Below are 11,962 nucleotides of genomic sequence, written 5' to 3'. Positions count from 1 at the left end.
GGCTCCACACCTACAATCACCACCGCGGACACACCGCACTCGCAGGCAAACCACCCGCCAGCCGCGTCCCCAACCTCACGGGTCAGAACAGCTAGGCCAACGTGAGGGCCCTCGGAGCGCCTCGGCCTCGCAGCGGGGGGCGGGCGGAAAACCTGAAGCCTCCACGCCTCCTCGTGACTACTGTGCTGCCGGGTAGGCCGCCCCGACCGCTGGAGGCTGATTCGTGCTGACCAATTCGCACCCGCCGTAGGTACCTCTGGAGAGCCCGGAGGGCCCTACGGAGGCCCCTGATGTCCCGAACCGTCCGCACGACTCCCCGACAACTCCGCGTCCAAGAAGGCGCATCGCACTCCATGTCCTTGTACGACCTGCGCTACACCCGCGCCGAACTGGCCCGGGCCGCCCGCGAAGGCCGTCGCCCCGCCCCCAAGAAGACGCGTCGCCGGATCACCTCCTGGCAGTGGCAGGTGCTCGACTGCAGGACGGGGTACTTCTCCACCGAGATCGCCACGGCCGAAGGCCGGGCCCGGCTCCAGGGCCGGCTCGCCGCCCAGCGGATCCGCGGACTGCACCGCGCCGGCCACGACCTCGCCGGCACGGACATCCCCCCGGTCCACCACCGCCACGACGCACTCTGGCACGCCTGGTAGCCATGAAGCACCGCCTGCGGCCCGCTCCTCGGCTTCGCCCCGGATGCGTCGCGGTCCTTCGTCGAGGGCGTCCGGGTGGATGGCTTCCCCGTGGTCGGCTGGCCCAGTACCGTGGGCTGCCCCGCGCCGCGCGGGGCAGCCCACCACCGACTGAGAGCCCAGGGGGTCATCCGCGTGACAGCTGGTCTGGCATGGCGTAAGAGCAGCTACAGCGGTGGCGAAGGCGGCGACTGCGTCGAGGTCGCCAGCGGGCTTCTGGACTCCGTCCCCGTCCGTGACAGCAAGGACCCCCACGGCCCGGCTCTCACCTTCGCCTCCGAGGCGTGGCGGTCCTTCGTCGCCGGTGTCCAGGCCGGCGACTTTCCGGCCGGTTCCTGAAGCGTCCTTGCCGGGCGGCCCTGCGGAGTACGCAGGAAGTCGGCGGGTCCGACTTTCTGCGCGCCCGTCACCGGTATCTCGGTTGGGGATCAACTCGTCCGGGCTGACGCTGACTTGACGTTGCCGTGCCTACCATCGAGCCGTGTTGAAGCGATGGGGGAGCCAGGTGCGCCGGCATCCGGTGCCGGGGGCGGTCGGGGTCGCGGTCGTCTGGCAGGCGGTGATCGTGGTGGTGGCGAAGGTGCTGCCGCCGTTGGAGCCCGGGTGGTTCCCGCAGTTGGGGCCGACCGTGGTCAATCTGGCGGGCGCGGCGGTGGTGCTGGTGCTGCTCCGGGCCTGGGGGCTGCTGGCGATCGGCGGGGTGACGAGCCTCGGGGTGATGGCGCGCTGGCCGGTGCTGCTGCCACTGGTGGTGGTGGCGGGGCTGGCGGCGCTGCCCGGGATCGAGGGCGGCACGGCGACCCTGGTGGGCGGGGTGGTGCTGATGCTCGCCATCGGGGTCAGCGAGGAACTGAGCAGCCGGGCACTGGTGTTGGAGGTCGCGCGGCCGCTCGGCCCGGCGCGCGCGGTGGTGCTGACGGCGGTGCTGTTCGGGGTCGGGCACCTCGGCAACTGGCTGTTCTTCGGCGCGCCCCTGGGCAACACGCTGTGGCAGGTCCTGGAGGCCGGCGCGTTCGGCTTCTGCCTGTGCGGGGCGCGCCTGTACATCGGGAGCGTCTGGCCGCTGGCGCTGGTGCACGCGCTGTCCGACTACCTGGAGATCTACTCGCCCGGGAAGACGGCCGACTGGCTGCAGGCACTGGGCCTGGCCGTCGACCTGGGGCTCGGGATCGGGCTGCTCCTGCTGCTCCGGGCCCGTACGGCTCCCGCTCCGGCCGCTTCCTGAAGCGCTCATCCGCCCCCGGGGACGCGAGCGATTCGTTCAAGACCCGGCCCCAACCGCCCGACCACACTGGCCGGATGACACCGACCGACGCCTTCACCCCCGCCGCCGGGCGCCTCGCCCTCGGGCTCTACGACCCGATCGTCTCGCTCACCCGCGAACGCCTGTGGCGCAGCCTGCTCGCCATGCACGCCGCCCCGCGCCCCGGTGACGTCATCGTCGACGTCGGCTGCGGCACCGGGTCCTTCGCCGTCCTGCTGGGCCGCGCCGAACCGCAGGCCACCGTCGTCGGTGTCGACCCCGACCCCGCCGTGCTGCGCCTGGCCCGCCGCAAGGCCGCCGCGGCCGGGATCGAACCCGACTTCCGCACCGGCATGGGCGACACGGTGGACGAGGTCGTCGGCCCCGGGACCGCCGACACCGTCGTGTCCAGCCTCGTCCTGCACCAGTGCCCCGTCCCGATGAAGCAGGCCGTCCTCGCCGCCATGCACCGCACGCTGCGCCCCGGCGGGAAGCTGGTGATCGCCGACTACGGGCGGCAGCGCACGGCGGCCATGCGGCTGGCCTTCCGGATCGTCCAGTTCGCCGACGGCAAGGAGGACACCCAGCCGAACGCCGACGGCATCCTGCCCCGGCTGATCGCGGAGGCCGGCTTCGAGGGGGTGCGCGAGGTGGACACCGTCGCGACGGTGACCGGCTCGATGTCCTTCTACACCGCGCGCCGTCCGGCCTGAACCGCCCTTCCGCGTAGGGCGGGCAGCACCTGCGAGGGTGTCAGACCCGTCAACTCCCGCATCCACCGGGTGAGATGGGCCTGGTCGGCGAACCCGCCCGCGAGCGCCGCCTGTGCCAGGGAGCAGCCCTCGCCGAGGGCCAGTGCCGCCCGGGACAGTCGCTGCCAGCTGCGCCAGCGCGCCAGCGGCACCCCCAACTGCCGTCGGGCCAGGGCCCGCAGGCGTTGCGGGGACAGTCCGACGCGCGCGGCCAGGCCCTCCAGCGGCTCCCGGCCGTCGGCGGCCAGTGCCGCCATCGCCGCGCGCAGCCGAGGGTCCAGCCCGGTGGCGGGCAGCCCGCCACCGGGCCGGACGTCCCGCTCGGTCAGGCCCCGCCACTGCGGGGCGACGGCGACCCCCGGTGCGCAGCCCGCGCGCAGCCGGTCGGCGAAGGCGCAGTGCGGGTCGACGTAGAAGGTCAGCACCTCCCGGGTCGGGGCCATCCGGTGGCGCACCATCGGCGCCACCACGAGCGCGGGCCCGCGGTGGCGCCGCCCGGTGTCGTCGTCGATGGCCACCGTGCGGGCGGCGGCCGCGACGGCGACCTGGAAGGTGGCGTGCCGGTGGAAGGCGCTGTCCGCCAACGGCCCCTGGTAGAGGGCGTATCCGGGGCCGACGGCGAATCGCGGGGCCCCGGCCCCGGCGGCCCCGGCCGCCGGCCCGCCTCCCGGGCCGGGCCGGCCGAACGGCACGCCGCGGCCGTCCGGGTCCGGCCGGGCGGCTGGGCACTCCTCGCCACACGCTTGTCCGTCCACGGTCCAACGGTAGGCGCAGCCGTCCGCCCTCGGGCCCGGACCGCCGCCCGGTCCGGTCCGTGCGGCCACGGGGACGTCAGGAAGCGAGGTGCTCCAGGGTGAACACGGCCATCCGGTCGGAGAACTGGGCGATGGCCGAGCCGGTGCTGCCGGACTGGTCGGCGAGGGCCGCGTAGAAGCCGCTGTGCCCGAGTTTGAGGATCACCTGGCTGGTGTTGCCGGGGTCGGGGTACAGGAAGTGGAAGATCTGGTTGCCGTAGATCCAGCCCTGGCAGTCGAAGAGGTTGAGGTTGGCGCCCTCGCCGCCGGTGGCGCCGTCGTTCGGGTTCTGCTTCCACACGCCGAGGCAGTCGCCCTCGTTCTGCCGGCTGCGGAAGATGAACGACTGGTTGTCGGAGTTGTAGTGGCAGAGCTTCCACTGCTGGTTGTAGGCGCCGGTGTCGGGGTTCTGGATGGCCTGTCCCCAGGCGCTGTACTGGTTGCGCTCGACGAGTTGGTTGAAGGGCGTCCTGATCCGGTAGTAGCCGTCGTCGCAGACGTAGCCGTGCCACTCGCTGGAGGCCAGGCCCTGGGTGGCGGCCGAGGCGGGGGCGGCGAGCAGGGTCAGGCCGGACAGCGAGGCGAGGGCGGTGGCGCCGAGGGCGCGCAGCGCGGCGCTGCGGCGGGTGGTGGTGCGGTGCGGGTTCGTCACGGGATCTCCAAGGGCTGTCGGGTCGGCGGGGCGGTCAGCAGCTGCTGATGAGGAGTTGGGCGGCGCGGCGTACGGTGCCGGCGGCCTCGGCGGGCGCGCAGCGGACCGAGCCGATCTCCGGGGACTCGTAGGTGGTGAAGGTCCCGGGGGACGGCGAGGTGGTGACCCAGATGCCGGTGTTGGGGCCGCCGGTCTGGGCGCAGACGCGGTTGACGTACTGGCCGGTGACGACCCGGGTGCCGCGGTAGAGGCCGTAGCGGCCGGGATCGACGAGGTCCCAGGTGTCGCTGACGGTGGTGCTGGTGGTGCTGGAGGTGGTCTTCTGTACCGAGAAGCCGACCTTCACCTCGACCTTGAGGAACAGCGCGCTCGCGGTGGCGGTGATCTCGGTCTTGTTGTCGACGGTGGTGGTCGCCGAGTTGACCCGGGTCAGGATGTCGCTGTGGTGCCCGGTGCTCCCCGGGGCGACGTTGTAGATCAGGAAGTCGGTGACGAGCGGGGTGACCTGTACGTTGACGGGTTCGGTCGTGGTGCGGTCCACGGCCGGGTTGCACAGGGTCGGGAGGGTGTCGGCGTGGGCGGCCGGCGCCGTGCCGAGGCTCAGCAGCCCGACGGCGAGGGCGGTGGTGGCGGAGGCGGCGAGGGTGCGGCGCCGGCGGGTCCTGCGGGCGATGGTCATCCGTGCTCCTGGAGCGGTCGTGGAAGGTGAGGGGGGAGGGTGTGCGCGCGGCGAAGCCCGGGCGCGCGCCCCGTGGAGAGATGGTGGAGAGTCTCGCGGGCGCGCGCCGGTCGCCAGTAGTGGCTGATGGCATGAACCGGCCGGGCGGTGTCACGGTCGGTTTATGACAACTGTCATGATCTATTGGCTGGTTCGGCTACAGACAGGGCGCGGCGACGGCCTCTACGCTGGCCGGACATGAGCACCTCATTCGCGGTGGCCGGTGTGGTCGATCCGGGTCGGCTGGGCCTCCTCACCCGCCGGACGTTGCTCGCCCTGGGGCCCCTGTGGCTGCTGCTGGCCGCGAACGACGTCGTCTTCAACCTGGACCCGGTGCGTACGGCGCTGACGGCCCCGGTGATCGTCGCCGTCCTGGTCCAGCACACCCGGCTCGTCCGCCGGGCGGTGCCGCCTCGCGCCGTGGGTCGGGAGCCCGGTGCCGGCCCGCCGGAGGGACAGGGGTACGGCCCCCGCCGCCCCTCCGCGGCCGAGTGGCGGTGGAGCCTCGCGCTGCTGGCCGTGGCGGTCGCCATCTGGGGCGAGATGGCGGACCGTCCGTACACCGCGCTCGACTGGGCGATGGTGCCCGGGGCCATGACGGCGGCCCTGGCCCTGTCCCTGCCGGCCCGGGCGCGGCGCCGGCTGCTGACGGCGGTCGCACTGGTCTGCGCGGTGCTGGGCGAGACCGTGGCGCAGTGGCGCCACGAGACCCCCGGCCTCCTGCCCGGGGTGCCGGCGGCGACCGGCGCCGGGATGCTGCTGTTCGTCGCCGCGGTGGAGCTGATCCTGCTCCGGCTGTGGCGGGCGGTAGTGGAGGCCGAGCAGGTCCGCGAAGCCACGGCCGACCTGGCCGTGGCGGAGGAGCGGATGCGCTTCGCCGCGGACCTGCACGACCTCCAGGGCCACCGGCTCCAGGCCATCACGCTCAAGGGGGAGTTGGCCGAGCGGCTGATCGGCCGCAGCGACCACGAGGCGCGCGCCCAGCTCCGGGAGATCACCGAACTGGCGCGCGCCGCCCTGGAGGAGTCCCGGGCCGTGGTCCACGGCTACCGGAGCGCCAGCCTGGGCACCGAACTGGCCAACGCCGTAGGGCTCCTGGGGGCCGCCGGGATCCGCACCGCCGTCGACGGCGACGCCGAACGCGTCCCCCACCAGCTCCAGCCGGCCTTCGCCGCCCTGGTCCGCGAGGGCGTCACCAACATCCTGCGCCACAGCCGCGCCCGGCACTGCCGGATCACCGTCACCGCGGACGCGGGCCGGGTCCGCGTCCTGCTGTGCAACGACGGCGCCCCGGCGCACCCCGCCACCGACCGCGGCAGTGGTAACGGCAGCGGCCTGGCCGGGCTGCGGGAACGCTTCCACGCCATCGGCGGGCACGTCGGCACCACCACCCACCCCGACGGCCGCTTCGAACTGGCCGGCCACACCGACCGGGAGGCCCCCGCGTGATCCGCATCCTGCTCGCCGAGGACGAGGACCTCACCCGCGGCGCCCTCGCGGCGCTCCTCGACCTCGAACCCGACCTGACCGTCACCGCCCAGGCCTGCGACGGCCCCGCGGCCGTCCGGGCCGCCGCCGACCACCCGGTCGACATCGCCCTGCTGGACCTGGAGATGCCCCACCTGGACGGCGTCGGCGCCGCCCAGGCCATCCGCCGCCGCCACCCCGTCCCCGTCGTCCTCGTCACCCGCCACGCCCGGCCCGGCGTACTGCGCCGGGCACTGGCGGCGGGCATCCAGGGCTTCGTGCCCAAGACCACCCCCGCCACCCGGCTGGCCGACATCCTGCGCGACGTCCACGGCGGCGGCCGCTACATCGACCACCGGCTCGCCACCCACGCCCTCACCGAGACGCCCTGCCCGCTGACCCCGCGCGAACTGGACGTGCTGCGCGCCGTCCACCGGGGCCAGCCGATCAGCGCGCTGGCCGAGCAGCACCACCTCGCCCCCGGCACCGTCCGCAACTACCTCTCGGGGGCCATCACCAAGCTCGCCGTGCGCACCCGCCACGAGGCGGCGCGGCGGGCCTGGGAGGAAGGGTGGATCTGACGGCACCGGTCCGGCCCCCGGCACCGGCGGGGCGGAAGTAGGCCGTGTTCGAATCGATGTGTCGACACAGTGTCATCACCGCAGGACAGCGCCCATTGCGGTTCGATCACGGTGTGTCCGATTCGTCGAACATTGGGGGAAAGTGTGGCGGTTGATTGTTTTGGCAGTGGTGTCGGCGGCCTTTCATAATTCCTGCCGACACGCGTGACGGAATGCCCGGAGAACCCGCTGGGGGAGTGGTTCCCGTGAGGAGCCCGCGCGTGGGATTCCGCATTCTTCACTGGGGGGATTTCCTTGCCTGAGCCCGAGAACGAGGGCGCCGCCGCCGGACCTCCGGCACCGGCCGAGCCGGCCGCCGCGCCCGGGGCCGCCGCTCCCGAGGTCGCTGCTTCCGGGGCCGCCGCCGCACCCGACGCCCAGGCCGGCGCCGCCGTACCGTCCGCACCGGAGCAGGCCCCGCGCCGGCTGCCGCGCGCCGTCGGCGTCGCGCTGGCCACCGCCGGACTGCTCGCCGTCACCGCGGCCAGCGCCGCCGTGACCGTCGCCGTCGGCAAGCCCGACACCCGCCCGGCCGCCGCGGCCGCCCCGGCCCCGTCGAAGGCGAGCGCGAGTGCCGCCGCGAGCGCGACGCCCTCGGCCGCGCCCGTCCCGGTGCCCACCGCCGTCCCGGCCGAGCCCGCCCCCGCCAGCACCGTCAAGGGCACCGTCAGCGGCGGCAAGCACGAGGGCGACCTGCGCTACTTCCTGCTCCCCATCCCGGCCGGCGGCGAGTCCTACGGGCCCGTGGACGGGATGGCCATGAGCGACGACGACGTCGCCGACCTCTTCGGCAAGCAGGACGGCATCATGGACATCCTCAAGTCCTACGGCTACAAGGGCGGCGCGAACCGGATGTACCGGACCGCCGACGGCAAGGCCGAAGTCACCGTCACCCTGCTGAAGTTCGGCTCCACCGCGATGGCGTCCGACTTCGCCAAGAACTACAAGATCAAGTCGCTGGACCCGTTCGACATCGACGGCGACTCCGGCGGCCGCGGCTACCTGAAGGCCCCCAAGCAGCAGGCCTACACCGGCTCGATGAGCGGCATCTCCAGCCAGGGCGACGTCCAGTACACGATCGACGTCGACGTGAAGGGGACGCCCGACAAGGCGCTGCTGAACGAGCTGATGAAGCGCCAGCGCGAGTGGCTCACCACCGGCGGCTGAGCCCGGCTCCGCCCTTTCCCCGTCCTTCTCCTCCTCCTCTGGAGCCACTTCCGTGACCACCGAACCCGCGGAGCCGGTGCCCGCCGCGCCCGCCGTTCCGCCGCCGCCCGCCGCACCGCCCGTCGCGCCCGAACCCGCCGTACCCGCCGCGCCGTTCGCACCCGAGGCCGGCGCCCCGAAGGCCCCGCGCGGCCCGCGCCGCCCCCGCCCCGTGCTGCTGACCGCCTGCGCCCTGGTGCTGGGCACCCTGGCCGGCGGCGGCGTCGGCTACGCCGTGCAGGCCCAGCGCCCGCCCACGCCGCTGCCGCCGCTCCAGGCCGCCCGCCCGGCCTACCCGGCCGAGCGGGTCGACCCGGCCGCCCTCGCCGCCGAGCAGCCCGCGCCGATCGGCATCGACGGCGACCTGACCAAGCTGCTGATCGGCGCCCCCGAGGGCAGCGCCCCCTGGGACGACCACCCGGACAAGCCGAGCTGGATCTCGATCGGCGAACTCGCCGAAGAGAAGGGCGGTTCGGCCAAGAGGTTCAAGGACTTCGCCTCGCGCGGCTTCCGGCGCGCGGCCGAGGTGGACTGGAAGAAGGACGGCGTCTTCTACCGCGTCCAGCTGGTCCAGTTCACCGAGGACCGCTCCGACGAGGCGAAGACCGGTCCCGGTTACTGGCCGCTGCCGTTCGCCGAGGGCGCCAGCGGCGGCTACAAGGTGGACACCGTGCCCAGCCACTGGGCCGAGAGCACCGAGCAGTACTACTACGGCGGGGCCAGCGCCAAACGCGGCTCGGTGCAGATGACGATCGAGGTCCTCGACACCAAGCCGGTGAACCCCGACACCCTCAAGGACCTCGCCAAGCGGCAGTGGGAGCGGCTCGCGTGAACGACGACACCATGACCACCGCCGCCGTCCCGGGCGCGCCCGAACCGGCACCCGAGGGTTCGGCCGGCGGGTCCGCCGCGCCCGCAGGCCCGAGCCCCGCCTCCCGCCGCCTGCTGCGCGCGGGGGCCGCGACCGCCGCCGCCGCGCTGGTCGGCGTGGCCCTCGGCGTGGGCATCATCAAGACCCAGTACGACGACCCCGCGCCGGCCACCGCCGCCGCGCCGTCCACCGGTCCCACCCCCACCGCGACCGCCACGCCGTACGGTGCCAAGTCCAACGGCAGCCACTTCGGTTCGATGCGCGACCTGCTGCTGCCCGTGCCGGCCGGCTACCGGCCCGGCCCGGACGACGGCGGCTACGGCCACGACAGCGAGCAGAACGGCGAGCAGCTGTCCGCCGAGATGGACGCCGACCTCCAGCAGCTCCCCAAGGACAAGCGCGACAAGATGCGCGCCTACTGGGAGGGCATGCACGTCAAGGCCTCCGGCGTGCGCACCTACCTCGCCGACGGGGACGACCTGGTGATCGGCCTGAAGCTGCGCCAGTTCAACCAGCAGGAAGTGCAGCGGATCAACGAGTACACCGCGGTCTTCACCGGCGACACCGGCCTGTTCCGGGTCGGCCCGGCCGTCCCCGGGCACCCCGAGGCGCACTGCTACCTGATGCCGGCGCCGCCGTCCGCGCCGATCGACTACCTGGAGTGCTCGGCCGCCGAGGGCGACCTCCTGGTGGTCATGAGCGCCGAGGGCGTGGCGCCGCTGCCCAAGGACAAGATCGTCGCCCTGTTCACCCTCCAGCTCGACCGCCTCGCCCGCCCCGGAGCCTCCGTATGACCGACCACGCCACCCCGCCGCCCGCGCCCGCGAACGCGCCCGTGCCCGGGAAGGGGGCCGATCCGGTCCTGGAGGCGCTCGCCGCGCCCGTCGCCGAGCCCTTCGCCGCCGCCGAGGACCCCGCCGTCCTCGCGGAGCAGGAGGCCCGCCGCACCCGGCGCCGCAAGGCCGCGGTGCGCTGGAGCTGCGCCGTCCTGGTGTTCGCCCTCGCCGGCACCGGCAGCGCGCTGGCCGTCACCGCCCCCGACCGGACCGACCTGCCGGGCCTGGCCACCGCGAGCGACGGCCGCTACACCTTCGCGCCGCTGACGCTGCCTCCGCTGCCCGCGGGCCAGGAGGCCCCGGACGACAAGGGCAAGTCCCCGCACCACGCGGACCTGCGCTACCTGCTGCTGCCCGCGCCCAAGGAGGCCGGCGGCTCGCTGACCCCGCCGGTCTTCCCGGCGCCCACCGCGGCCGCCGCCCCCTCGGGCTCGCCGACCGCCTCCCCGTCGGCCCCGGCCTCCCCGGCGCCCTCGGACTCCGCGTCCGCCGGCGCGTCCGCCTCCGCCGCTGGCTCCGCCCCCGGCTCCGCGTTCGGCCAGTGGGTGCCCTGCGACGCGATCGCCGACGAGCAGCAGGACCCGGTCAAGATGCGCTCCGTGCTGCTGGAGCACGCCTGCCGCGCGGCCACCGTCCGGGAGTGGACCGCCTCCGACGGCACCCGCACCCAGATCCGGCTGCTGCGCTTCGGCTCCGTCCGGGAGTCCTGGGGCGCCTTCGCCGACGTGCGCTCCAAGGGCGGTCCCAAGGCCGCACCCTCCACCAAGGGCACCCCCCACGACGACTGGGACGCCCTCGACGGCAGCAGCCTGACCCTCGTGGAGTCCACCACGGCCGGCACCAAGGGCGCCCCCACCGCCCGCGTCGCCTACCTCTCCGCCGCCGACGTCGTCGCCGTCATCACCATGACCAACCCCGCCGGCGTGCCCACCGCGCCCTTCCGGCAGGTCGTCACCCTCCAGGGCGAACTGCTCGGCTGACCCGCCCCGTTCCACCGGGCCGGCCCCCTTCCTGCGGGGGCCGGCCCGGCGGCGTTCCCCGCCCGCGCGTCGTCCAACACCCCGTCCGTACAGGCCTTCTGACACAAGCCTTCTGGCGCAGGCCTTCTGGGACAGGATCGGGATATTTCCCGCACCGGCCCGTGAACGACCCGCCCGTACGGTGATCGCACGCCGGTGAACCGCACCGCCGGGACGACAGCAGGAGACCCCCATGCGCACGCGCCGCCTCGCCCTCACCGCCGCCGCCGTCGCGGCGATCGCCGCCACCGCCACGGCCTGCGGACCGGACAACAGCGACGCGGCCGCCCCCACCGCCCCCGTGACCAAGGCCGCCGCGCCCTCCGAGCCCGCCGCGCCCGCCACGGCCGCGCCGGCCGGAGCCGCACCGACGAAGGCCGCCCCGCCCAAGTCCCCTGCCGCGCCCGCCGGTTCGGCATCCGCCGCGCCCGGTGACAAGAGCGGGTACGGCCAGGTCTGCGGCGCCAACGACCTGGACTTCGGCGCGAAGGCCGAAACCCAGGCCGGCGGCTACCTCCTGATCAGCGCCAAGGCCAAGTCGGGCATCACCTGCACGCTCCCCGCAGGCCACCCTGTCATCGCGTTCGGCTCGGGCGGCATCGAGGCCGCCGCCTTCGAGCACGGGGCGGGAGAGCAGATCACCCTGAGCGGCGCCAAGACCGTGTACGCGGGCATCATGGCCAAGACCACCAAGGGCAACCAGGCGGTCCAGTACACCGACGTCATCATCGGCATCGGCACCCCCGACCCGAACCCGGTGAGCATCCCCGTCGGCACCACCCCGGTCGACAAGCCGGTCGTCACCAACTGGCACACCCTGCCGAAGGACGCCGTCCCCGTCGGCTGACATGTCGTCATCTCGCGCTTCCCGCAGGTGAGATGAAGGTTGACGTCAGCGCGGTGACAGTGCGGCCCGGCACCTTCGAGAGGTCCGGACCCACCCCTCGCGAGGAGCACCCATCCCTGATCTTCGGAGGGTATCCCCGGCTTCAGCCGGGGAGGGAATCCGATCCTGAGATCGGCGGCGCGGAGCGCCGCCACGTCCCTGCGCAGCGGGACGCTCGTGGTGTCTTCTGTCAGCGGCGTGTGGCATGT

Annotated in this window: 14 protein-coding genes; 11 read left to right on the top strand and 3 right to left on the bottom strand. The window is 74.1% G+C overall.

Features of this window, described 5'->3' with window-relative positions:
* Positions 1-353 precede the first annotated feature (353 nt).
* From ACWDD9_RS41725 to ACWDD9_RS41710, 4 genes are all read left to right on the top strand, one after another.
* On the top strand, positions 354-650 hold the full coding sequence (locus ACWDD9_RS41725) for a hypothetical protein (RefSeq protein WP_449814532.1): 297 nt from the start codon (positions 354-356) through the stop codon (positions 648-650).
* A 174-nt stretch (positions 651-824) separates the two neighbouring features.
* The gene (locus ACWDD9_RS41720) at positions 825-1,028 is read left to right on the top strand and encodes a DUF397 domain-containing protein (protein WP_449814531.1); all 204 of its coding nucleotides are present in this window, start codon (positions 825-827) and stop codon (positions 1,026-1,028) included.
* A gap of 142 nt (positions 1,029-1,170) precedes the next feature.
* A complete protein-coding gene (locus ACWDD9_RS41715) occupies positions 1,171-1,914 on the top strand; it encodes a CPBP family intramembrane glutamic endopeptidase (protein ID WP_449814530.1) in 744 nt (247 codons plus the stop codon).
* Between the two features lie 74 nt (positions 1,915-1,988).
* Positions 1,989-2,645: a class I SAM-dependent methyltransferase gene (locus tag ACWDD9_RS41710; protein WP_449814529.1), complete on the top strand. Its 657-nt coding sequence runs from the start codon at positions 1,989-1,991 to the stop codon at positions 2,643-2,645.
* Here ACWDD9_RS41710 and ACWDD9_RS41705 read toward each other — a convergent pair.
* The 3 genes from ACWDD9_RS41705 to ACWDD9_RS41695 all read right to left on the bottom strand — a co-directional run bounded on the left by ACWDD9_RS41705 (position 2,621) and on the right by ACWDD9_RS41695 (position 4,809).
* Positions 2,621-3,439 (bottom strand): helix-turn-helix domain-containing protein, encoded by an 819-nt coding sequence (locus ACWDD9_RS41705; RefSeq protein WP_449814528.1) that lies wholly within the window; start codon positions 3,437-3,439, stop codon positions 2,621-2,623. The two genes, ACWDD9_RS41710 and ACWDD9_RS41705, sit on opposite strands and share 25 nt — an antisense overlap.
* A 76-nt stretch (positions 3,440-3,515) precedes the next feature.
* Entirely contained in the window at positions 3,516-4,130 is a 615-nt protein-coding gene (locus tag ACWDD9_RS41700; RefSeq protein WP_449814527.1) for an RICIN domain-containing protein, read from the bottom strand.
* Positions 4,131-4,164: 34 nt separating this feature from the next.
* Positions 4,165-4,809: a hypothetical protein gene (locus ACWDD9_RS41695; protein ID WP_449814526.1), complete on the bottom strand. Its 645-nt coding sequence runs from the start codon at positions 4,807-4,809 to the stop codon at positions 4,165-4,167.
* 237 nt (positions 4,810-5,046) lie between these two features.
* Between ACWDD9_RS41695 and ACWDD9_RS41690 the strand changes: the two genes are divergently transcribed.
* The 7 genes from ACWDD9_RS41690 (at position 5,047) to ACWDD9_RS41660 (ending at position 11,714) form a co-directional block, all read left to right on the top strand.
* Positions 5,047-6,297 carry a sensor histidine kinase gene (locus tag ACWDD9_RS41690; protein ID WP_449814525.1) on the top strand — a complete coding sequence of 417 codons (1,251 nt, stop codon included), beginning with the start codon at positions 5,047-5,049 and terminating at the stop codon, positions 6,295-6,297.
* Positions 6,294-6,896, top strand: a complete 603-nt coding sequence (locus tag ACWDD9_RS41685; RefSeq protein ID WP_074005297.1) for a response regulator transcription factor — start codon at positions 6,294-6,296, stop codon at positions 6,894-6,896. Before ACWDD9_RS41690 ends, ACWDD9_RS41685 begins: the two co-directional genes overlap by 4 nt.
* Positions 6,897-7,190: 294 nt before the next feature.
* Positions 7,191-8,102: a hypothetical protein gene (locus tag ACWDD9_RS41680; RefSeq protein ID WP_449814524.1), complete on the top strand. Its 912-nt coding sequence runs from the start codon at positions 7,191-7,193 to the stop codon at positions 8,100-8,102.
* Between the two features lie 52 nt (positions 8,103-8,154).
* Positions 8,155-8,973 carry a hypothetical protein gene (locus ACWDD9_RS41675; RefSeq protein ID WP_380740498.1) on the top strand — a complete coding sequence of 273 codons (819 nt, stop codon included), beginning with the start codon at positions 8,155-8,157 and terminating at the stop codon, positions 8,971-8,973.
* Positions 8,970-9,806 (top strand): hypothetical protein, encoded by an 837-nt coding sequence (locus ACWDD9_RS41670; protein WP_449814523.1) that lies wholly within the window; start codon positions 8,970-8,972, stop codon positions 9,804-9,806. The genes ACWDD9_RS41675 and ACWDD9_RS41670 overlap by 4 nt, the downstream gene beginning before the upstream one ends.
* A complete protein-coding gene (locus tag ACWDD9_RS41665) occupies positions 9,803-10,828 on the top strand; it encodes a hypothetical protein (protein ID WP_449814522.1) in 1,026 nt (341 codons plus the stop codon). The genes ACWDD9_RS41670 and ACWDD9_RS41665 overlap by 4 nt, the downstream gene beginning before the upstream one ends.
* Before the next feature lie 232 nt (positions 10,829-11,060).
* Positions 11,061-11,714 carry a hypothetical protein gene (locus ACWDD9_RS41660; RefSeq protein ID WP_449814521.1) on the top strand — a complete coding sequence of 218 codons (654 nt, stop codon included), beginning with the start codon at positions 11,061-11,063 and terminating at the stop codon, positions 11,712-11,714.
* Positions 11,715-11,962 lie beyond the last annotated feature (248 nt).

It is taken from the genome of Kitasatospora sp. NPDC001119, from assembly GCF_053598475.1.
This window is presented reverse-complemented; position numbering and strand designations above follow the sequence as displayed.

Excerpts from the sequence above, each read along its gene's own strand:
- ACWDD9_RS41725 (WP_449814532.1), top strand. The coding sequence starts at position 354 with ATGTCCTTGTACGACCTGCGCTACACCCGCGCCGAACTGGCCCGGGCC.
- ACWDD9_RS41710 (WP_449814529.1), top strand. The coding sequence starts at position 1,989 with ATGACACCGACCGACGCCTTCACCCCCGCCGCCGGGCGCCTCGCCCTC.
- ACWDD9_RS41695 (WP_449814526.1), bottom strand. The coding sequence starts at position 4,809 with ATGACCATCGCCCGCAGGACCCGCCGGCGCCGCACCCTCGCCGCCTCC.
- ACWDD9_RS41690 (WP_449814525.1), top strand. The coding sequence starts at position 5,047 with ATGAGCACCTCATTCGCGGTGGCCGGTGTGGTCGATCCGGGTCGGCTG.
- ACWDD9_RS41665 (WP_449814522.1), top strand. The coding sequence starts at position 9,803 with ATGACCGACCACGCCACCCCGCCGCCCGCGCCCGCGAACGCGCCCGTG.
- ACWDD9_RS41660 (WP_449814521.1), top strand. The coding sequence starts at position 11,061 with ATGCGCACGCGCCGCCTCGCCCTCACCGCCGCCGCCGTCGCGGCGATC.